General features: G+C 36.1%; 25 protein-coding genes. 10 read left to right on the forward strand and 15 right to left on the reverse strand.

Features of this window, described 5'->3' with window-relative positions; all coding sequences use genetic code 11:
- Positions 1 to 204 precede the first annotated feature (204 nt).
- Positions 205 to 1,065 (forward strand): alpha/beta fold hydrolase, encoded by an 861-nt coding sequence (locus tag ACVWY7_RS03100; RefSeq protein ID WP_456523671.1) that lies wholly within the window; start codon positions 205 to 207, stop codon positions 1,063 to 1,065.
- A gap of 66 nt (positions 1,066 to 1,131) precedes the next feature.
- Here ACVWY7_RS03100 and ACVWY7_RS03105 read toward each other — a convergent pair whose 3' ends face one another.
- The 3 genes from ACVWY7_RS03105 to ACVWY7_RS03115 all read right to left on the reverse strand — a co-directional run bounded on the left by ACVWY7_RS03105 (position 1,132) and on the right by ACVWY7_RS03115 (position 3,669).
- A complete protein-coding gene (locus ACVWY7_RS03105; protein WP_456523660.1) occupies positions 1,132 to 1,401 on the reverse strand; it encodes a hypothetical protein in 270 nt (89 codons plus the stop codon).
- 122 nt (positions 1,402 to 1,523) lie between these two features.
- Positions 1,524 to 2,213 (reverse strand): response regulator transcription factor, encoded by a 690-nt coding sequence (locus tag ACVWY7_RS03110; protein WP_002080258.1) that lies wholly within the window; start codon positions 2,211 to 2,213, stop codon positions 1,524 to 1,526.
- A 1-nt stretch (position 2,214) separates the two neighbouring features.
- Positions 2,215 to 3,669: a sensor histidine kinase gene (locus tag ACVWY7_RS03115; RefSeq protein WP_105989338.1), complete on the reverse strand. Its 1,455-nt coding sequence runs from the start codon at positions 3,667 to 3,669 to the stop codon at positions 2,215 to 2,217.
- A gap of 149 nt (positions 3,670 to 3,818) precedes the next feature.
- Between ACVWY7_RS03115 and ACVWY7_RS03120 the strand changes: the two genes are divergently transcribed.
- From ACVWY7_RS03120 to mscL, 3 genes are all read left to right on the forward strand, one after another.
- On the forward strand, positions 3,819 to 4,499 hold the full coding sequence (locus ACVWY7_RS03120) for an ankyrin repeat domain-containing protein (RefSeq protein ID WP_456523661.1): 681 nt from the start codon (positions 3,819 to 3,821) through the stop codon (positions 4,497 to 4,499).
- 80 nt (positions 4,500 to 4,579) lie between these two features.
- Positions 4,580 to 5,506: a Gfo/Idh/MocA family protein gene (locus ACVWY7_RS03125; protein WP_456523662.1), complete on the forward strand. Its 927-nt coding sequence runs from the start codon at positions 4,580 to 4,582 to the stop codon at positions 5,504 to 5,506.
- Between the two features lie 128 nt (positions 5,507 to 5,634).
- Entirely contained in the window at positions 5,635 to 6,033 is a 399-nt protein-coding gene (mscL, locus tag ACVWY7_RS03130) for a large-conductance mechanosensitive channel protein MscL (RefSeq protein ID WP_000267001.1), read from the forward strand.
- A 49-nt stretch (positions 6,034 to 6,082) separates the two neighbouring features.
- On the opposite strand, the gene ACVWY7_RS03135 is transcribed toward mscL, so the two are convergent.
- Positions 6,083 to 6,355, reverse strand: coding sequence for a DUF3917 domain-containing protein (locus ACVWY7_RS03135; RefSeq protein ID WP_000636599.1), 273 nt, complete (start codon positions 6,353 to 6,355; stop codon positions 6,083 to 6,085).
- 149 nt (positions 6,356 to 6,504) lie between these two features.
- Here ACVWY7_RS03135 and dhp61 point away from each other — a divergent pair, with 149 nt between their 5' ends.
- From dhp61 to ACVWY7_RS03150, 3 genes are all read left to right on the forward strand, one after another.
- Positions 6,505 to 6,801: a protein Dhp61 gene (gene dhp61, locus ACVWY7_RS03140; protein ID WP_000389130.1), complete on the forward strand. Its 297-nt coding sequence runs from the start codon at positions 6,505 to 6,507 to the stop codon at positions 6,799 to 6,801.
- Between the two features lie 80 nt (positions 6,802 to 6,881).
- Positions 6,882 to 7,118, forward strand: a complete 237-nt coding sequence (locus ACVWY7_RS03145) for a DUF3949 domain-containing protein (protein WP_000637894.1) — start codon at positions 6,882 to 6,884, stop codon at positions 7,116 to 7,118.
- 1 nt (position 7,119) lies between these two features.
- On the forward strand, positions 7,120 to 7,482 hold the full coding sequence (locus ACVWY7_RS03150) for a DUF4288 domain-containing protein (RefSeq protein ID WP_001991090.1): 363 nt from the start codon (positions 7,120 to 7,122) through the stop codon (positions 7,480 to 7,482).
- A gap of 34 nt (positions 7,483 to 7,516) precedes the next feature.
- Here the strand turns inward: ACVWY7_RS03150 and ccpA are convergent, their stop codons facing one another.
- From ccpA to ACVWY7_RS03170, 4 genes are all read right to left on the reverse strand, one after another.
- On the reverse strand, positions 7,517 to 8,515 hold the full coding sequence (ccpA, locus tag ACVWY7_RS03155; protein WP_001103292.1) for a catabolite control protein A: 999 nt from the start codon (positions 8,513 to 8,515) through the stop codon (positions 7,517 to 7,519).
- Positions 8,516 to 9,124: 609 nt separating this feature from the next.
- Entirely contained in the window at positions 9,125 to 10,141 is a 1,017-nt protein-coding gene (locus tag ACVWY7_RS03160; protein ID WP_105989341.1) for a CamS family sex pheromone protein, read from the reverse strand.
- Between the two features lie 117 nt (positions 10,142 to 10,258).
- Complete coding sequence (gene ytxJ, locus ACVWY7_RS03165; protein WP_001057492.1) at positions 10,259 to 10,585, reverse strand: bacillithiol system redox-active protein YtxJ; 327 nt, start codon at positions 10,583 to 10,585, stop codon at positions 10,259 to 10,261.
- On the reverse strand, positions 10,585 to 11,097 hold the full coding sequence (locus ACVWY7_RS03170) for a DUF948 domain-containing protein (RefSeq protein WP_001197726.1): 513 nt from the start codon (positions 11,095 to 11,097) through the stop codon (positions 10,585 to 10,587). Before ACVWY7_RS03170 ends, ytxJ begins: the two co-directional genes overlap by 1 nt.
- Before the next feature lie 187 nt (positions 11,098 to 11,284).
- Here ACVWY7_RS03170 and ACVWY7_RS03175 point away from each other — a divergent pair, with 187 nt between their 5' ends.
- Positions 11,285 to 12,400 carry an aminopeptidase gene (locus ACVWY7_RS03175; protein ID WP_000654742.1) on the forward strand — a complete coding sequence of 372 codons (1,116 nt, stop codon included), beginning with the start codon at positions 11,285 to 11,287 and terminating at the stop codon, positions 12,398 to 12,400.
- Between the two features lie 33 nt (positions 12,401 to 12,433).
- Here the strand turns inward: ACVWY7_RS03175 and ACVWY7_RS03180 are convergent, their stop codons facing one another.
- The 4 genes from ACVWY7_RS03180 to ACVWY7_RS03195 all read right to left on the reverse strand — a co-directional run bounded on the left by ACVWY7_RS03180 (position 12,434) and on the right by ACVWY7_RS03195 (position 14,113).
- Entirely contained in the window at positions 12,434 to 12,868 is a 435-nt protein-coding gene (locus tag ACVWY7_RS03180) for a hypothetical protein (RefSeq protein ID WP_088668406.1), read from the reverse strand.
- A gap of 15 nt (positions 12,869 to 12,883) precedes the next feature.
- A complete protein-coding gene (locus ACVWY7_RS03185) occupies positions 12,884 to 13,066 on the reverse strand; it encodes a hypothetical protein (RefSeq protein ID WP_105989342.1) in 183 nt (60 codons plus the stop codon).
- Positions 13,063 to 13,467 (reverse strand): PH domain-containing protein, encoded by a 405-nt coding sequence (locus tag ACVWY7_RS03190; RefSeq protein ID WP_105989343.1) that lies wholly within the window; start codon positions 13,465 to 13,467, stop codon positions 13,063 to 13,065. The genes ACVWY7_RS03185 and ACVWY7_RS03190 overlap by 4 nt, the downstream gene beginning before the upstream one ends.
- A gap of 91 nt (positions 13,468 to 13,558) precedes the next feature.
- Complete coding sequence (locus ACVWY7_RS03195) at positions 13,559 to 14,113, reverse strand: GNAT family N-acetyltransferase (RefSeq protein WP_456523663.1); 555 nt, start codon at positions 14,111 to 14,113, stop codon at positions 13,559 to 13,561.
- Positions 14,114 to 14,249: 136 nt separating this feature from the next.
- Between ACVWY7_RS03195 and ACVWY7_RS03200 the strand changes: the two genes are divergently transcribed.
- Both ACVWY7_RS03200 and ACVWY7_RS03205 read left to right on the forward strand, forming a co-directional pair.
- A complete protein-coding gene (locus ACVWY7_RS03200; protein WP_000414133.1) occupies positions 14,250 to 14,594 on the forward strand; it encodes a PadR family transcriptional regulator in 345 nt (114 codons plus the stop codon).
- The gene (locus ACVWY7_RS03205) at positions 14,591 to 15,253 is read left to right on the forward strand and encodes an HAAS signaling domain-containing protein (protein ID WP_105989344.1); all 663 of its coding nucleotides are present in this window, start codon (positions 14,591 to 14,593) and stop codon (positions 15,251 to 15,253) included. Before ACVWY7_RS03200 ends, ACVWY7_RS03205 begins: the two co-directional genes overlap by 4 nt.
- A gap of 54 nt (positions 15,254 to 15,307) precedes the next feature.
- Here ACVWY7_RS03205 and murC read toward each other — a convergent pair whose 3' ends face one another.
- From murC to ACVWY7_RS03220, 3 genes are all read right to left on the reverse strand, one after another.
- On the reverse strand, positions 15,308 to 16,618 hold the full coding sequence (murC, locus tag ACVWY7_RS03210) for a UDP-N-acetylmuramate--L-alanine ligase (RefSeq protein ID WP_000219465.1): 1,311 nt from the start codon (positions 16,616 to 16,618) through the stop codon (positions 15,308 to 15,310).
- Between the two features lie 252 nt (positions 16,619 to 16,870).
- Complete coding sequence (locus tag ACVWY7_RS03215) at positions 16,871 to 17,989, reverse strand: nicotinate phosphoribosyltransferase (protein ID WP_000658375.1); 1,119 nt, start codon at positions 17,987 to 17,989, stop codon at positions 16,871 to 16,873.
- A gap of 61 nt (positions 17,990 to 18,050) precedes the next feature.
- Entirely contained in the window at positions 18,051 to 21,674 is a 3,624-nt protein-coding gene (locus ACVWY7_RS03220; protein WP_456523664.1) for a DNA translocase FtsK, read from the reverse strand.
- Between the last annotated feature and the right edge of the window lie 118 nt (positions 21,675 to 21,792).

The following is a 21,792-nucleotide window of genomic DNA, read 5'->3' on the forward strand; positions in this document are numbered from 1 at the left end:
CGAAAAGGAGGCTCGTTTTTGAATAGCCTCCTTTTATTTAAAGCCTGCTATTATTGTCGATTTCTGTCGGTAAGTCGATATATTTTAATAATCGCTGATATATTTCAAGTTGCGCCGATATATTTTGATAATCGCTGATATATTCCGAGTTGCGCCGATATATTCTAATAATCGCTGATATATTTTTATGTACTAACGGACTTTATAAGAAAAGGTCGTGATATTATGTGGAAACAACAAATGATCAACACGAAACGCGGTACATTCGAGCTTTTTACTAAAGGCAGTGGCGAACCGCTTTGCATTACACATCACTATTCCCAATTTAATGAGACTGGTGATTACTTTGCGGATGTTTTCACTGCTACGCATCGTGTATTGCTCATTAATTTACGAGGCGCTGGTAACTCAGCAAAAGCCCAGGTAGAAAACGAATTAAGTATGATTGAAACAATTCACGACTTAGAAGCAATACGAGAAACTTTACAACTTCCAACATGGCATTTCGCCGGTCATTCAACAGGTGGTATGCTTAGACTTCTATACGCAATCACATATCCAAAATCCTTACAATCACTAGTCGTCGTTGGAGCCGCAGCAAGTAACTATACTGAAACACCATTTTGTATTTATCATCCGGAACATCCTCAGTTTCATTATATGCAACAGCTCATCGAAAATTTAAAAAGCCCTCACCTTACAAATGAGGAACGAAAAGAACTATCTACCAAACGAACAAAATTATCTTTATATAAACCCGAAAACTACAATTCTTATTTTGATAAACCAATCAAAAAAACAATGTCCGCTATCCGGATGAACGCTTTTGCTCATGAATATCCAGCATTTGATTTACGAGAACATTTACCTTCTATCCAAACAAAGACACTTATTATATGCGGAAGACACGATGTACAGTGCCCGCTTCAGTATTCTATCGAGATGCATAAGGGTATACGTAATTCTACCTTTGTGACATTTGAGGAGAGTAATCATTATCCTTTTTTAGAAGAAGCTGCTCAATTTATTTCTACTACTCAAGAATTTTATAAATCGTTACACTAGTACCGTTATTATTAAAGAAAGCTCACAGCCTCTATAAGACTATGAGCTTTTTTCAAAAGAAATATTTCATACTAAAAACAGCAAGCAGAACAAAACAATCATTAAACCTACATCAAGGAATACTGCCTTTTTATCTCCTTCTTTTATACTCATTATAAAAGAAGAAATGATTTTAATTCCAAAAAAGCCCATCATAAATAACCCACCGAAATGATCATTCGTATAATCGTCATCATAAAACATTTGTATTGCACCTATTAGTAATAAAACAAGTATGATATTAGTTCCAACCTTTAAAATCTTGTTTGATTTATTATCTTTTAATATATCCCCCAAAATGTAGCACGCCCTCTCACACTCTCCTATGTTTTTATCTCTCTTTATATTTTAACATAAATTACCTATTCCTCCCTTTTGATCACATACAAAAAAAACCTGTCAAAACTTTGACAGGTTCCCTACACATTAAAACGATAACCAGCTCCCCATACTGTTTCAATATATTGCGGATGAGCAGGGTCTCTTTCAATTTTTTCACGTAACTTTCTAATATGAACGACAACAGTTGCTAAATCACCAGCGGAGCCTAATCCCCAAATGCGTTCAAATAACTGTTCTTTATTTAACACTTGGTTTGGATGCGTTACAAAGAATGTTAATAAATCAAATTCTTTCGTTGTAAAGGCGATTTCTTCATTGTTTATAAAAACTTTCCTCGCCCTTTGATCAATAGAGATTCCGTGAATATATAGCGTATCGCGTTGCTTACTTACATTTCCTAATAATCTTTCATAACGAGAAATATGGGCTTTTACTCTTGCTACTAGCTCACTCGGGCTAAACGGTTTCGTTATATAATCATCCGCTCCTAATCCGAGCCCGCGAATTTTATCTATATCTTCTTTTTTTGCTGAAACAAGTAGAATCGGAATATCTTTTATAGCTCGAATTTGCTTACAAATTTCAAATCCATTCATTTTCGGAAGCATAATATCTAAAATAATTAAATCGTAGTCTTCTTGCAGGGCCATTTGTAAACCTGTTTCTCCTGAATGTTCTACATCAACTTGAAAATCATTAATTTCTAAATAATCTCGCTGTAATTCTGCAATGCTTACTTCATCTTCTATTAGTAAAATTCTTTTCAATTTACTCACCACATTTCTCTACTTTTTCCAATGAGAAGAAAATGCTTGTGCCTTCCCCAAGCTCGCTTTCCGCCCAAATATTCCCGCCATGTTCTTCAATAATTTGCTTCGCTATCGCTAAGCCAAGTCCACTTCCACCTGTACTAGAATTTCGCGATTGCTCTGCACGATAGAAACGTTCAAAAATATAAGGAAGTGTATCAGATTCTATACCTGATCCGTTGTCCATTATTTTCACAATCACTTTATTGTTATCACTCGATACTGTTACAGTAATTTTCTTTTCTTCTTTATCCATGTATTTCACACTATTATGAATTAAATTTGATATCACTCTATTTATCTTTTCACAATCAGCCGTTACATAAAGTGGGGATGCATGTAATTGTAAGTTAACTTCTATACCTTCTTTACTTAAATCCATCTGCATCTCTTCTATTAATTCTTGCATAAACATATTTAATTCAACCGTTTCAAACTGAAAGGGAACTCGATTCAAATCGAGCTTTGAGAATAAAAATAATTCATCAATGAGTGTATCCATATGTCTTGCTTTCGTATGGATAGTCGTTAAGTACTTATCCATTTTTTCTGGTGTATTTGCTACTCCGTCTTTTATTCCTTCTACATATCCAATAATAGATGTAATCGGTGTTTTTAAATCGTGAGAGATGTTTGAAATGAGCTCTTTTCGATTTTCTTCATACTGCGTTTGCATCTCTATCGATTCTTTTAATTTCTTCCTCATTTCCTCAAATCCTTGATTCAATTGCCCGATTTCATCGTGCGATGTAACTGGTATTTGAAAATCTAAATTTCCTTCTTTAATTTTTCCAGTCGCATCTTTCAATACAAAGATTGGTTTTATAACACTTCTTGAGACGAGGTAACTTAATAATCCAATAAGTAAAATAGCTAACAGTAAAAGTGATACGAACAAAATCGGAAATAACTTTTGTGTAAGATCTACAAATGAACTTTGCTTCTTTAATACAAATATACTCCCCTCTTCTTCCTGAGGAAAATAAAAATCAAACTTTACATATCGATAAAATGTATCGCCTAATTCCGTTGTACCACGACTATTAATATTTGCTGATTCAAATTTCGGAAGGGCTTCCTTTAAAGCCACACTTTCAAATACTTTTGTAGCATAAGAAATGGTTTCTCCCTTTCTTACAACAATTTTCACCCCTTCTTTTTCAAGTGATGAAACGAACGATTCATCTAATAGTTGCGATTGATGTTTCTTTGCTGCCGTCTTTAACTCAATATACGCATTCTCTTCTTCTGACGTAAGCGGCTTTTGAATATAGGAGCTTTTATAGAAATTTTTCACTGCTTCCAAATCACCTGTTATCGAAAAAACGATTAAAAATCCCGCGATTAATATAAGCGTAATGGAAACGAGAATGACAGCGATATAAGAAAATAAAAACCTTGTTTTAATAGACATATGTTACATCCTCACTTTATCAAACCTTATTACTCATAAGCATAAAAATATATGTTCAAATACTCAAGCGATTTTATAGTAATTTTAGCGTCAGTTTATAAAAATTTAATGTTCTTCTTTTACAGTTGAAATGAGGAGGTTGAAATTCCATGTTCAAAAAAACATTAAGCATGATATGTTGCGTAATTTTTTTACAAGGTTGCTCGCAAGAACAAGAAGTTAAAAAGGAGATGACAAACATGGAGACAGCGCTACTAACAGCTACTGAGAAACAAGAAACGAATACTGTTATATCGTTACTCAAAAAAGGGGCTGACATAAATATAACAGACAATAAAGGACGCCCCCCTCTTATGATTGCTACATACAAAAATGATGTAAAAACCGCAAAAGCGCTTATCGAAGCTGGAGCTGACGTAAATATTCAAGATGATATGAAAAACAATCCCTTTCTATACGCTGGGGCAGAAGGTTACTTAGATATTTTAAAACTAACAATTGATGCTGGCGCAAATCCATCACTTACGAATCGTTACGGTGGAACAGCTCTTATCCCTGCCTCAGAACATGGCTATATTGATGTTATAAAAGAACTCCTCACCCGGACATCTGTTGATGTTAACCATGTAAATAATCTCGGATGGACTGCTTTAATGGAAGCGATCGTACTAAGTAACGGAAACGAAACACAGCAACAGGTCATTCGCCTTCTTATCAAGCACGGTGCAGATGTAACTATTCCTGACAACGATGGTGTTACCCCGTTAGAGCATGCGCGCGCTCATAACTTTGAAGAGATAGAGAAGATTTTGTTAGAAGGGCGTAAGTAAAAAAGCTAATCTTTGCCTTCCTCCCCCGCCCTATGCTACATTTAACCCGTTACATTACTATTAATAGGGTGGGAATACACATGAACAAACCTAAAATTGGGATGATTGGACTTGGAAGTATTGCGCAAAAGGCCTATCTTCCAACACTTACAAAAGAAACAGATTGGAATTTTGTAGGGGCGTTTACACCTAACGCGGAGAAAAGGAAACAAGTTTGCCAGCAATACCGCATTCAAGAGTTTCATTCTATTGAAACGTTAGCTTCAGAATGCGATGCAATCTTCGTTCATAGTTCAACTGCTACTCATTATGAAATCGTTTCTGAACTTCTGAAAAAAGGAATCGACGTTTATGTTGATAAGCCGCTAGCTGCTACAGTAGAACAAGCTGAGAAGCTAGTCGAGTTGAGCGAAAAGTATAACCGAAAGTTAATGGTCGGATTTAATCGCCGCTTCGTTCCTATGTATGTTGCAGCAAAAGAGCAAGCTCATCATATTTCATGGATTCGAATTGAAAAGCATCGTACAAATAAAGTCGGGCCCTATACGTACGACTTTACGATGTTAGATGATTACTTACATATTGTAGATACTGCTCGTTGGTTAGCTAACGATGAGCTTAACGTCGTTCATAATATGATGCAAATCAATGAAAAGAATGAACTTCTTTACGGACATCATACATATACAACTGCAAATGGACTGTTACTTTCTACCGCAATGCACCGCAATGCCGGTACAAATTTAGAACAAATTGAACTTGTAACGGCGGGAAAAATCATTCGTGTAAAAAACATGAACACATTTGAAGTTGAACAGGAAAACTCTGTTTCACAAAGTGGTTCCCCCTCATGGGAAACGACGTTAAAACAACGCGGTTTTGAAGATGCTGTTCATCATTTTATTGACTGTGTACACGGAGACACAAAGCCGTTAGTAGATGGATTAGAAGGATTAAAAACGCAGCAAATGCTCCAATCTCTACTGAATGATGTAAACAAAAATTAAAACGGATACATTTTTCAGAATTTACTTTCATTCCCATTTCCCCTTTATTTCTCACGCAAATTTCTATAGAATATGTTGATAGGAATTATAAATTTCATAATGAATCGTGGAAAGGATGGGATTAACACATGTGGAACGAGTTTAAGAAATTCGCGTTCAAAGGGAATGTAATCGATTTAGCTGTCGGGGTTGTAATCGGTGCTGCATTCGGTAAAATCGTTAGTTCTTTAGTAAAAGATATTATTACACCATTACTTGGTATGGTATTAGGTGGCGTTGACTTTACAGATTTAAAAATTACATTCGGTAAATCATCTATTATGTATGGTAACTTCATCCAAACTATTTTTGATTTCTTAATTATCGCAGCTGCTATCTTTATGTTCGTTAAAGTGTTCAACAAACTAACATCTAAAAGAGAAGAAGAAAAAGAGGAAGAAATTCCAGAACCAACAAAAGAAGAAGAACTTCTTGGCGAAATTCGCGACTTATTAAAACAACAAAACTCTTCTAAAGATAGAGCATAATTGAACGGATAAAAAGGCATGTCCCATCGGGGCATGCCTTTTCTATATGCTATAACGTTTCCGAATTCATATGAATAAATAAAATAATACCTGCAACCATAAGTACCATGATACTACTTGCAAATAGTGTAATCCCCATAAACATTAAACTTGTGCTCATATCCACTGATACACTTTCAATAAAAATAGAAGTTACATACGTGATAAGGGCAATTCCTGCAAGAATACTTCCTGGAACAAATCGCTTTAAACCATTTTGTTTTAACGTCATATATGCAAAAATAGCAGTCATACAAAGCGTAATTATCCAAAGAACGATCATCTCTTCTCCCCCCCTCACAAGCCTTTTCTTTCTATTATACATGACATTGCCCTATAATAGTTATTTTTACACTTATGTGACATATAACAAGGAATCATATTATTTTACAGCGAAGTCACCAATAGGCCATATACTGAGGAGGATTTCAATTGGAAGATGATATTGTAGGATACTTTAAACAAGTAGAGCGATTCGATTATATTACAATCGACTTAGACAAAAAGTTTTTTTATATTGAAGTTGTGCAATTAGAAACAAATATAACTTTGCTGAAAATATCCATTAACTTAGAAAAAGATGAAACCATTATTGCTGGCAATGTAAAACAATATGATCCTTCTCGGTTAGAGCCGCTAATACAAAGTTTTAAACACACTGCACAAACATGTCTTGCACATAATTTACGAAGTCCTGAAGAACTTTTTGCATTTTGGAACGGAAATTGACCACCAGAAAAATGGATATTTTTCATATATATTGATATAATTACCATATATAAATATTCTTTATAAGGGAGTGTTTCATAATGATTTGGATTTCACTAATCGTATTAGCCTATTTCATCATTCTCGTCCCAATACAGTATAACTACATTAAACTACTCAAAGAAAAACAGAAGAAACTAAATGTGTCACAAAACGAATTATATGACAACATGTCTTATGAAGAATCGCAAGTACATTACCATTACCAAAGTAACGTATTTACAATATCTGCTTCACTTGTCGCAAGTATTATTTATAGAGTGAAACATGCAGCATAATATGTACGCTGTAAAATTATTGTTTGAATCTGTTCATTCTGGTGAGCCTGATCCTACGAAAATGGATGAGCGTTATGAAGAAAATCACGATACACTTTTTGAAGAAAGTATTATTCTTGTTAAAGCAAGCAGTTTGGAAGAAGCTCATGCACTAAGTGAACAAATCGCTATACAATCTGAGCATACGTACGTTAATATGTACGATGAGCAAATAACATGGACGTTTCGAAAAGTGCTGCATGTGTTTGAATTAGACAATGCCCCATTTGAAACCGGAAAAGAATTATACGCAAGATTTTTACACGTTAAGAAAAATGAAACGGTGGATACTATAGTTCAAACATACTATCCTGAATATAAATAAAAGCTCACAGCAATCGCTGTGAGCTTTTTTATACTTACTTCGTTGAATCTCTAAATTGGATACGGTGAGGTAAGATAACAGTGTGATCTTCCACTTTTTCTTTGTTCATATACTTTGTTAACAGACGCATTGCTACTGCACCGATATCATACATCGGTTGTACAACTGTTGAAAGTTGCGGACGAACCATTAATGCAAGGCGTGTATTATCGAATCCAAGTACTTCTACATCAGTTGGTACGTTTAATCCAGCGTCTTGTGCTGCGTGGATTACACCTAGTGCCATTTCGTCAGAAGATACGAAGATTGCTGACGGCTTCTCATCAAGGCCCCAAAGCTTTTCGAATGCTTCGATACCTGAATCATATGTGTAATCTCCATCGATTACAAGATTTTCATCATATGAAATACCTGCTTCTTCTAGAGCTTTTTTATAACCTTGTAATTTCTTCGCGCTTCCCGCTTTATCAATGAAAGGACCAGAGACGAAACCGATACGCTTATGTCCTTGTTCAATAAAGTGCTTCATTGCGTCGTAAGCTGCTTGTGTATAATCAATGTTTACTGATGGCGTTTCATTTTGCTCATCAAATGACGCTGCTAATACGATTGGTACTGGAGACTTTTTAAATTCTTCAATGTGAATGTCTGTAATATCTTCACCCATGAAAACAATTCCGTCCACTTGTTTTCCAAGCATCGTGTTTAATAAATGGAACTCTTTCTCTTTGTTTTGGTCAGAGTTACTTAAAATGATGTTATATTTGTACATTGTTGCGATATCTTCAATTCCACGAGCAAGTTCTGCATAAAACGTATTTGAGATATCAGGAATAATAACACCTACTGTAGTTGTCTTCTTACTTGCTAATCCACGTGCTACCGCATTTGGGCGGTATCCTAAACGATCAATTGCTTCTAATACTTTCTTTCTTGTTGTAGGCTTTACATTTGGGTTACCGTTCACAACGCGTGATACGGTAGCCATTGAAACGTTCGCTTCGCGCGCTACATCATATATTGTTACGTTCATCTCATCGCACACTCCTTCTATTTTTGCTATCTATTTTTATGTATCGGTTACTTGAATGAAAAAAAGACATCAACTCTATTTGCAGATGCCACCAATCGTCCCGAGTTCTTCCTTTTACTAATGATACGATAAAAACGCAGGGTCATACAATATTTTCCCGCAAAAGTTTCGAAAAAATTCGCTTCTTTTCTCGTATTTTCGTATTTTTTATGAAAAAAGGGCATTTTTTGTAAAAATATAGGTGTTGCATAAGTAGAAACCTTATTTTAAGTAGTACGCTAGCTAGTAAATGAAATTTATATCGGCGATCTTTTGAATATATCAACCGCAACTCGAAATATATCAGCGATTTTTTTAATATATCGACCACAACTCGAAATATATCAGCGATTTTTTTAATATATCGACTTACCAACAAAAATCGACAATGATGGCCACTTGATGCGCTGGATCTAGAAGTACTCGGCAATTGGCGAAGATCACAATGCGTTACATAGCCAATGCAAGGGAAGGAAGGTACAGCGGAAATATGGAGCGTATTACGCAGCGCTCTGTCCTATCTTACACTTTTATTTACAATAAAAAAAGACAGTTTAAACACTGTCTTTTTTATAAGAAGGAAACAAACGGTTTATCGCTGTTTTTCTCTTTTATAACAATTGCCTCGATTTTATTCTCGGACTTTATCTGTAATTGAACTTTTGCATCTTTCGGTAATTGTTCTAACATAATTTGAGCAGCCAATTGAGTAAGAGCCATTAATTCTGTTTTACCGTTATATTTAATAACAATATTCATATTTAATGTATCCATTTGATCTTTCTTATAAGAAACCTTAGCATTTACTGGGATAAAGTCTCCAGGAGAAAAACCTTTCATTTCCTTAGCAAAGTCATCTATTTTTTTATTATCTTCTCCATGTGCTTGTGTAAATTCATCAGAAGGATATGAATACGCTTTTTCTTCAATTGTATTCCAATTTCCAAGGTTCGTATCATTCTTTTGAACGGTAGCACTCGCAATATACGTCCCATTTTTTAAAGAACTTGTACTTTCTTGCTTAAAGATAGCAAACGTAATTGGGGATTTATTATACTTGTCATTTTTATGAATAGCTTCAATCAGTTGATTGGCAACTTCAGTCCCCTTAGACATTGCTTCTTCATTCGATACACTTGAAGACATAGCTAAACCGATCATAACACCAGATAAACTTAGTTCGTTTGAATTCTGCTTCCCGAAATAATCTTGTTCTATAATATTTGTCAAAACGGGGGCTTCTACTTTTGCGACTAGTTCATCAACTAACTTCTCAGGAATATACTGATTTAATTGAAGCACATGATTTTCTGTATCAAATTGCTCTTTTGCAATATTCATTAAACCATTTTCATACTCTGCTAAATCTAATTTAGAATTTGTTTTTATATTAGCTGTATTTATAACCTTTTGTTCTTTTAAAGGGATTACAGTTCTATAATAATCTTTAGAAACCGCAGTTCTTGGAATCATACTTTTTTCTTTCGTATCCTTTTGTATAACTTCATCCTTCTTACTAATCGTATCATTACTACACGCTCCTAGTAATAAACTTACGACCGCGAAAGATAATGCCATTTTCTTCATTACTTAAAACCTACTTTCAACAATCTAGTTATTTAGTTTGAACTATTAACAGTGTACCATTAAATATATTTCAACAAAAACAAAAAAAAGAAGCAAGCACCTTTCGCTTGCTTCTTTTTATTTAATATTCTCTTCTAAAGCACCTTTTTTAATATTCCAATGAGATGTATTCCATACTACCATCCCATCTTTTATGTATAACACTTGCGGAGATTCATGTTTAATGCTGTACTGTTCTGCAACACGATTCGAAACATCTCTCGCATCTTGTACGTATAAGTAATACGCTGGCACTGCCCTTTCTTCACTACAATACGCTTGAAATTCTGTATAGGCACCATGACTAATCGGGCATGTCGTACTATGTTTAAAAAGAACATAAGGTTCGTTTTTTTCTACTAATACTTCAAGTTCTTCAATTGTTTCAACTTTTGTCATATTCATCACGATTCACCTCTCATACGAAGTCTAGAGCGCTTCTCTTTCTTTTCAGCTTTTTTCTCAAGTCTTTCTAATTTACGCTCTTCTTTTTCAACCTTTTTCTCTTGTCTTGTCGCACGATAATGATTGTATACTTCAATTGCTGCGCTACTCCACTGTACAACTTGCGCTACTTTATCTGCATTATTTTCAATTTCGTCCGTAACAGACTCTGATACATTACGAAGTTTCGTGTTTAAAGAATGGATTGTCGTTCCAATTCCATCTACACCCGACACTACTTTATTTAATGATTGTGACTTCTGTTGAATGTCATCAGCTAACGCATTTGTTTTATGTAATAATTGCTCCGTCTCTACGCTAATCCCTTGCATTTGCTTTTCTAAACCTTCTAACGTGCTTGCAACGTTTTCTAACGTCTTCTGAACCGATAACAACGTTCTGCATACATACACTACTAATACAGCGAAAGCAACCGCGATAATAGCCGCACTTACATATAAAAGAACTTGCATTTCATCACTTCCTTTATCTTTTTCATACTTTCCCCTATTATACAATCATTTTCCGTTTCGTTGTAATCCCTATCTTTTCATTAGAATTTTCATACTTATTCGTTAACTTTAACATAAATCATTCAACAAATTCCACTAAGTAGGTTACAATAAGAAAGGATACATAATTAGTAGGGAGGCTTTACATATGAAAGATCCACGCATTGAAAAGTTAGCATACAATTTAATTAACTACTCTATTCGCTTACAAAAAGGCGAAAAAGTATTAATTGAAAACTTTGGCTTACAAAAAGAACTTGTAACTGCACTTGTAAAAGAAGCATATGCAGCTGGCGGTTTCCCATTCGTTTCTTTAAAAGATCATCAAGTAGATCGCTCTTTATTAATGGGTGCTACTGAAGAACATTTCGAACAAATCGCAGCGTATGAAGCAAGCGTAATGAAAGATATGGACGCTTATATCGGTCTTCGCTCTGGTGATAACATTAACGAACAAGCTGACGTACCAAGTGAAAGAATGCAAATTCACGGTCAAACAGTTGGTAAGAAAGTTCACAGAGACATTCGCGTTCCAAAAACACGCTGGGTTGTTCTTCGCTACCCAAATGCTTCTATGGCGCAACTTGCAAAAATGAGCACAGAAGCTTTCGAAGACTTCTACTTCGAAGTTTGTAACTTAGACTACGGTAAAATGGATAAGGCAATGGATAGCCTTGTTACATTAATGAATAAAACTGATAAAGTTCGCCTAACTGGCCCTAGAACTGACTTAACATTCTCTATTAAAGACATTCCAGCAATTAAATGCTCTGGTCATTTAAACATTCCAGATGGTGAAGTATACTCTGCACCAGTTCGTGATTCTGTTAACGGTACAGTTTCTTACAATACACCATCTCCTTACAACGGTTATACATTTGAAAATGTACAACTTAAGTTCGAGAACGGCCAAATCGTTGAAGCAACTGCAAACGATACAGAACGCATTAACAAAATCTTCGATACAGACGAAGGCGCACGCTACGTTGGTGAGTTCGCAATCGGCGTAAACCCATATATCTTACATCCAATGGGAGATATCCTATTCGATGAAAAAATCGATGGCAGCTTCCACTTCACTCCTGGACAAGCTTACGACGATGCATGGAACGGTAACAACTCGAACATTCACTGGGATTTAGTATGCATCCAACGCCCTGAATACGGCGGCGGTGAAATTTACTTCGACGACGTACTAATCCGTAAAGACGGACGCTTCGTTGTACCTGAATTAGAAGCTTTAAATCCAGAGAACTTAAAATAATAAAAACGCTCGGAGTTTTCTCCGAGCGTTTTTTTAATATTTTAATAAGTCTTTCGCCACATCTTCTGGCACTTTAAAACTCATTTTCTTATTTTTCATTTCAACTTCAACATAAGGGACATCTTTATATACTGTCATCGTACCAATTTCATGTAACTCCTTTTTATCTTTACTCGACTCTGATAATTTTGTTGTATCCTCTTGGTACATTTTAAATGTTTTCCCTTGCGGAGTATCTAAAGGAGCCGACTGCATTTCCCACTTATCCATTTTCATGACTTCAAACAACTTTTCAATTTCTTTCTTATCGGTAATTACTTTCTTCTCACTTGAATCAGTAAGTGATTCAATTTCAACTTTTTGCGCCTTTTCTAAGTTCATATCTGCCTTTTCCTTCTTCATACTACATCCTAGTAAAAGAACAGATGCGGTTAGCAGAAGTACAAATAACATAAGGACTTTTTTCATTTCTAATCCTCCTAACTACATAGAGCTGCTTTTCTCGCTTTTTGTTTGCTGGAAGTGAAAATAATATAAAAGTGCCACTGCGATAGTACCAATTACTATCGGAACATATAAAGGCAGATCCCACTTCGTATATACTCTAGTGCAGCCAACAATTACAAACAAAATTCCCAAACAAAATAAAGGTTTTACATATTTCATTTCTTACCTACCATTTCTATTTTCACATGTGGATTCTCTTTTTCTACAAGTGATAAAAACTGCTCCATATGTTGCGGCATCGCAACCATATGTACTTTATATGCATTCGTCGTAATTTCAAGATTTTTCCCAACTTGACGAATGATTCTTATCTCTTTCAATACGATATCGTCATTTAAAATACCGTACTTTAATACACCATTTTCTACTTTATGCTTTTTAATAAATACTTCCCAAACGAGCGGGACATTTACAATGAAACATAACCCCATTCCAATTAACGCTGACATCCACTGTTCTTTATTTGCGATAATCATGACGAGTGGATATACAAACATAAAAGCTAACGTGAGACAAACGAAAAATATTACTGACTTACTTCTTTGAATCGGAAAATTCATACATACACCTCCCACCCTAAATTATACCATTAATTCCATTTTACTTCATAAAAAAAGGTCATTTCTAAATGACCTCCTTAAACCATATACCTTACTTATCTTGAATCTCTTTCCATTCTGAAGCTAGTAAACTATATACTGCGATATCATGAAAATGATCATATAGCCATTCTTCATCTCTTAAAATACCATCTAACTTAAACTCTAAACGCTCTGGAATAGCGCGGCTTTTCACATTTTCAACACCGCATCTAATTTCCATTTTATTTAATTTTAAATTCTCAAATGCATAGTGAAGTACAGCCTTCACGCTACGCGTCATAATGCCTTTCCCGCCAGCATCTTCTGCAAGATAATATCCAAGGCTCGCCGCTTTCTTCCCCCAGCTTACCGGATGAATGCCTACCATCCCAACGAGCTTTCCTTTATAACGTATGCCACTTTCAAAACCGTCTCCCTCTGCAAATTTCTTTAACCACATCGGACAAATCTCATCATAAGCATCTGCTGATTTCGTCCCATCTACCCAAGGAAGCCATCTTCTTAAATGATTACGATTTTGATTTATTAATTGATATAGTTCCTCTTTATGATGCTTCTCTAATAACTGTAATTCAATTTCGTCGTCTACTCGGAGTGTGAACATTTTTTTAGCTCCTCTTCTTATTTTTCTTATTATTCTAACATCTATAGGTAAAAAATGTTAAATATTTTATTTTCATTTAAATAAAAAATAACTATATATGATTGATATATAGATACGTATCATATATAGTTAAAGTATGGAAAAAAATGATAATTTTATAATTCAATTACGTAAAGGTGTTTTTGATCTCGCTATATTGTCTTTAATAAGCAAACAGCCTATGTACGGATACGAGATTACAAGCGCATTACAAGCTATCCCTGTATTTCATATCCCGAACGGTTCGATTTATCCTATATTAAATCGAATCACGAAAAACCATTGGGCTGTTTCCTATTGGGAAGAGTCTGGTGATGGACCAAAAAGAAAATACTATCGAATTACAGACGAGGGGAGAGAAATTTTACATAGTCGCTTACATGATTATGAGGCAGTGTATCAAGCTCTAATGTTACTAGCTAAAGGAGAGGATAAAAAATGAACAAGGAACAATTCTTTGCAAATGAATTCATTATTTCTTTCTTACACGATTTTCAGAAAGGTTTAATAAACTTACCTGCATCAGCACGAGAACAACATGTGCTAGAAATCAAATCCGATTTATACGAAAATGCATTACGTAAAGAAAGTGAAGGGATACCATCAGGAGTCATTCCTTCACAAGTGATTGAAGAATTTCTTCCTCCAAAAGAATTAGCACAGGAAATTGCAGCAGAATACACAGATGTTATGGAAGACGCACAGCAATCTACCAATACATTTATTAAATATTTTACAGGGTTTTCAATTGCTCCACTTGGTGCTCTATCAATACCAATCGCACTTGGTTTTATCAATATTTCAGCCTGCTTGCCATTTTTATTAGCCTTTATCGCAAGCAACATTTGGTTCATCTGTAGAGAAAATCATTGGAATACAAGTCAATTAAAATTTTTAAAAACAGTTATTTCCTTTAGTACTAGCGTTTTAATCGCTCTTCCATTTGCATTTTTCGCAATTCGCATCATCATAACAAAACAATTCGATATGTTTTCACTCTATTATTTAATTGGATATGTACTTTTTAGTTTACTATATATCGTTTTCTTAAAACAAAACTACAAAAAGAACAATACGCACCAACATATCAACGTTTTTTAACATATATCAAACACAACAAAAAAGACGCACAACCACCGCTATGCGTCTTTTCTATTACTTCTCTGCAACTTGAACTTCTTTTACGTAAGCTGCTTCGAATTTTTGGATGTCTCCTGCGCCCATGAAAATGAGAACGCCGTTTTTATGTTTCTTTAATACATCCGTTGTTGTATCTGTAATTAATTCTGCACCGTCAATACGCTTTTGCAGATCTTCGATTGTTAATTCACCTTTGTTTTCGCGCGCTGATCCGAAAATATCACATAAGTATACTTGATCAGCTTTGCTTAGGCTTTCAGCGAACTCATCTAAGAACTTTTCTGTACGTGAAAATGTGTGTGGCTGGAATACAGCGACAATTTCACGCTCTGGATGTTTTTGACGAGCTGCTTCAATCGTTGCATTAATTTCTGTCGGATGGTGTGCATAGTCATCAATGATAACTTGCTCTCCCATTGGCTTTTCATTAAAGCGACGTTTTACGCCTTCAAAAGTTGTTAGCTGATGCTTAACTGCTTCTACATCAACGTTTTCATAATGGCAAAGCGCGATTACTGCTAATGCATTTAATACGCTGTGGTTGCCGTAGCCTGTAATTTTGAACGTGTCATAGTACGTATTACGAACGAATACATCGAAAATAGTACCGTCAGTTCTCTTTTGAATGTTACGTGCTTGGAAATCATTATCTTCTCCAAATCCATAGAAAATAACAGGTACTTTCGCTTGAATTTTTTGAAGTTCTTCATCATCTCCACATGCAATAATGCCTTTTTTCACTTGCAATGCCATCTCTTGGAATGCACTGAATACATCATTGATATCTGTGAAATAATCTGGATGATCAAAATCAATGTTTGTCATAATTGCATAGTCTGGATTGTAAGACAAGAAATGACGACGATACTCACAAGCTTCAAATACAAAATACTTACTATTTTCTACCCCATGCCCTGTTCCATCTCCAATAAGGTAAGATGTAGGGTGTGCACCTTGCATTACATGGGCTAACAAACCAGTTGTTGATGTTTTTCCATGTGCACCAGTTACAGCAACACTTGTGTATTGGTTCATAAGGTCGCCTAAGAAGTGATGGTAACGATGTACTGGAATGTTTAATTCTTTTGCTGCTACGATTTCTTCATGCGTATCAGGAAATGCATTTCCTGCAATAATCACTTGTCCTTCTTTTACATTACTTTTATCAAAAGGAAGAATCGAGATATTACGCTTTTCCAACGCTGTTTGTGTAAAGAAACGCTTTTCATAATCAGACCCTTGAACAGTATGCTTCATGTCATGAAGAATTTGCGCTAATGAACTCATTCCTGTTCCTTTAATTCCTACAAAATGGTAAACTGTCATCTTAAAGAACCTCCAACATTTCGAACTAATACAACGGCCTATCTATAAGACAGTATATGAATCTTTTCTTATTTTGGTAATCATCATACATTTTTGATGTAGTGAAGTTATTCTTCCCTTCACTTATCAGGATAAACTCGTACGTACTTCTTTTTTATGTTCATAACAAATCCATTATAGCAAAAAAGAAGCCGCTATACTATGATAACAGAAAAACTGATAGGGTCAATCACCTATCAGTTTTTCTCTCTTTTACATATCTTCTCTTTTTTCTAATTGAACACGCTCTAGACGTGGGTTTGGACGATATTTGCGACCAGCTTTCGCCTCTGGTTTTCCATTTAATTCTACGTTATCACCAGTAAAGCCAATATTCATTTTTAATAAGCTACTTCCTACTCCGTATATATCAACAGGTACGTTTTGAGCTTCAAATTCACGAATACGTTTCTCATCAAATCCACCAGTTACAACGATGTCTACATGCTGGAATCCTTCTTCATCAAGTGCTTTACGAAGTGCGAATACGAGCGATGGGTTTACACCACGTGGATCGAATGTTCCAAGTACTTCTGGGTGGCGAATGAAGTATTGATCAATCATCGTACGAGACGTATCTACACGTACACCTTTTAATGTTGATCCAAATTCACGCGCTACGCGAAGTGCGTCTGTAATGACATCATTATTGTAATCAATTAATACAACTAATTCATCTTCTGGGAATTTTTTATGATATGCTTTTGCTGCTTCCACAACATCACCATTAAACATTTGAATTAATGCGTGAGGCATTGTCCCCATACCACTTTTGCCCCACCATTCATTCATCGCATGCGTCGCTTGTGCGCTCATGCCTCCGATGTATGCTGCATAACCGTCACCAGCTTGTTGTGTATAATGATCATCACGGTCTCCCATGAAAATAACTGGTTTTTCTTTATCTACACTACGTGCAGCTTGGACAACGTTATATACGTTTGTCGCAACCGATGTACGACGAGCTAAAATCCCATCAATGACACCTTCTAAAAATCCGAAATTTTCATAAGGACCATGAATTGTTAACACTGTTTCAAATGGACTAATTTTATCGCCATCTTTTAAAGAGTTAATTTCAAGTTCCTCAGGATTTTTAGCGAATGTTTGTAGCAATGCAATTACTTCATCCGTTCCGCAAAGAACTGCATTTTCCTTTTGGAAAAATTGCATCGTTACAACACTTTTCGGGCGAAATTCTTGAATGATTTCTCTAGTCTTTAAAAAGTAAACGGCTGAAAACCAACCTTCTCCAACACGTTCATCAAATTTAAATGTTTTATTTGTTAGTCTATTTATTTCACCTTTTAATTTTAATTCAATTTCTTTCATGTCGCTTTACTCCCTACTTTACTATCCAACATTTCCTCTTAGTATACAGCAAAACCGTCTACTATACATTCGTTTCCTGCATAGCAGCGAATTCATCCTCAGAAATAAGGACATCTCTTGGCTTCGTTCCTCTTGCTTCAGAAATAATCCCTTGCGATTCCATCTCTTCAATGAGACGTGCCGCGCGATTATAACCGATGCGGAATTTTCGCTGTACAGAAGATGTGGACGCTCCCCCTTGTTCTACAACAAATTGACATGCTTCAAAGAACAATTCGTCTTCCGACTCGGCCTGTTCTGTTTTCGCTAATAAATCCTCTTGCTTAAATAAATAATTCGGCTTCATTTGCTTTTTCACATGATCAACTGTCTTTTCAATCTCATCATCCGATACATATACACCTTGTACACGAACTGGCTTAGATGTACCGTTCCCTAAGAATAACATATCACCACGGCCAAGTAATTTCTCCGCGCCCCCAATATCAATAATCGTACGCGAATCAACTTGAGATGATACAGTAAACGCAATACGCGTTGGAATGTTTGACTTAATTAAACCTGTAATAACATCTACAGATGGACGCTGCGTCGCTACTAATAAATGAATACCACAAGCACGTGCTTTTTGTGCAATACGACAAATCGCTTCCTCAACATCACCAGGTGCTACCATCATTAAGTCGGCTAACTCGTCAATGACGATAACGATATAAGGTAATGTCTCTCCCGGAATTTCTCGCTCACTTACAATCGTATTGTAGCGAGTTAAATCACGAGCACCTGCGTGCGCAAACAATTCATAACGGCGCTCCATTTCCTCAACTGCCCATTTTAATGCAGCTGTCGCTGCTTTTACATCCGTAATAACAGGTGCTACAAGATGCGGAACAGAATTGTATGGTGCAAGCTCAACCATCTTCGGATCAATTAACATTAACTTCACTTCATGTGGTTTCGCTTTATATAAAATGCTCGTTAAAATGGCGTTAATACACACACTTTTACCAGAACCTGTTGCCCCCGCAATAAGTCCGTGTGGCATTTTTCGAATATCCGTTACAATTGGATCACCTGAAATATCAAGTCCAAGTGCAACTGTAAGCGGTGATTCACTCTTTGTAAACACAGGACTTCTTAAAATTTCACGAAGAAATACTGGCTTACTTTCTTTATTTGGAACTTCAATTCCAATCGCACTCTTTCCTGGAATCGGCGCTTCAATACGAATATCTTTCGCAGCTAAACTTAGCTTAATATCATCACTTAAGTTTGTAATTTTATTTACTTTCACACCTGGATCTGGCTGTACTTCAAAACGAGTTACTGCTGGACCTTGCGATACATTAATAACATGTGCGCCAACGTGGAAATTATTAAACGTTGTATCTAATAATTCTTTCTGTTCTTCCAACCATTCCGTATTATCTAACGCTGCTTGCTGCGGAATCGATAGTAATGTTAATGATGGAATCGTATACGTCGGTGGCGTTTGCAATACATTGCGCACATCATTCTCTCTTTGATTTACAACATATGCTTTCTCTTCTACTTCCGTACTTGAAATTGGCTTTTGTACTTGCTCTGCCACTACTTGTTGTACTGGCTGCACTTCTTCCACTTGTGGCTCTACTACTTGCTGCACTGGTTTTTCTTCCACTTGCGGTTCTACCACTACTTGTTGCATTGGCTTTTCTTCCACTTGCGGTTCTACCACTACTTGCTGCATTGGCTTTTCTTCCACTTGTGGTTCCACTACTTGCTGCACTGGTTTTTCTTCCACTTGTGGCTCCACTACTTGATGTACAGGCTTATTCTCTACTCGTTCACTCATAGAAGGTTGCATTGCATTCGTTCTAGACGCATGTCTTTCCATTAATCGCGCTCTATCTTGTTTCAACATAACAACATTAAATGGTACGTGACGCTTTTTCTCACGTTTTGGTTCTTCTTTTTGTACAACTGGTTGTTCTTCTACAATCGGTGCTTCTTCTACAACTGATTGTTCTTCTGCCACCGGTGTTTCTTCTACAACTGATTGTTCTTCTGCCACCGGTGCTTCTTCTACAACTCGTTGTTCTTCTACGACCGGTGCTTCTTCTACAACTGATTGTCCTTCTACGACCGGTGTTTCCTCTACAACTGATTGTTCTTCTACGACCGGTGCTTCTTCTGCAACTGATTGTTCTTCTACGACCGGTGCTTCTTCTGCAACTGGTTGTTCTTCTACGACCGATGTTTCCTCTGCAACTGGTTGTTCTTCTGCAATCGGTGCTTCTTCTACAACTGGCTGTTCTTCTACGACCGGTGCTTCCTCTACAACTGATTGTTCTTCTACGACCGGTGCTTCTTCTGCAGCTGGTTGTTCTTCTACAATCGGTGTTTCTTCTACAACTGATTGTTCCTCCGCAATTAAAACATCCGCAAAGCTTTGAACATCTTTTTTCGTTTGTTCATCAGCCTCAGCAACATGTATGAATTCATTCTTTTGTTCAATTGCTTCATTTAACACCATTTCTTGTTGCATTTCCTCAAGTGCTACAGGTTCCACTTCTTCTAACTCTTCTGTTTCCGCAATTACTTCTACTTCTTCTGGTTCTTCCGCTTCTGCAATTACTTCCACTTCTTCTGGTATTTCTACAACAATTGTTTCTGCAAGTTTTTCTTCTGCTTTGACAATCACTGATTCTTCTGGTGCTTGTTTTTCTACTTCAATAGTAGGTTGTTCTATTTCTGTACTACATTTAATTTCTTCTGATAATATCGTATCCTCGTGCTCTACTTTAGAATCTACTAATTCCTCTTGTAGAATGTTTTTGTCCACTACATCACTTTCTTGCTTCGCACCTTCCATGCGCTCAGCAATTGTTTCATGAAGTAATTCAGCCGCTGGAACTTCCTGCGGTGCACTCATTTCTTGAACCACTTCTTTTTCTTCCACTATAGGCTCTTGGCGTTCGATTTCATAACCGTTTTTCTCTAGCCATTGATCAACAACTGACTTTTCTTCCTTTTTACTCTCTTCATATTGTTGCTCTCCTTGCTCGTTAGCAGCTCTATGACTAGAAGAAGTCGGTGCTTGTCCATCTGAGAAATCAGATAATGTATATCCTTTTTTCTCTAACCATGCATCAACGACTGATTTGCCCTCTACAGATATTTCAAGGTCTTCTCTTTCCTTTACTTCCTCCTGCTTCTCTTCCTTTTTCTCTACTGAAGGACGATTATATCCGTAAATTGGCGAAATCATTTCTGTTGGACGAAATGGTCTACGGTTACTTTCTTGCGCTGGTGCAGATGCTTTCTTTACGACAGACTCTCGCTCCGGTTCATATTGCATTTCCGGTTCTTCATATGTAGAAACTACCTTCTCCACATACTGTCGTCTGCTTCTTTCCACTTTGATTCCTCTTTGAATAGGCTCATTTTCATATGTTACAGCTTGAACAGGTTGTTCTTCAAAATGCCCTGTTTCTATAACATCCTCTTCGTCGAACCCATTATCCGGTACTAATGGAAAACGGCATTTACCTGCATTCCTACTTGCCATTTGTGCTTCTCTTGCTTCAGTGTAGTGGTTTACACGAGGAATTTTCGGCTGACTTTCAACTTGCTTTGGTACTTCTTTATTCATCGCTGTTTGTTCTTCCTCTTTGTTAAACAGCTTTTTCATCCAATCTAGCATGCTTACCACTCTTTCTACTAAATAGTAACATCCTTTATTGTATCAGCATTCGGCAAAAAGTGCAGGTAAAATTAAGCATGTCATATTTATCCATAATATTCTAATTTACGATTGTTTT

It is taken from the genome of Bacillus sp. TE9106W, from assembly GCF_054062215.1.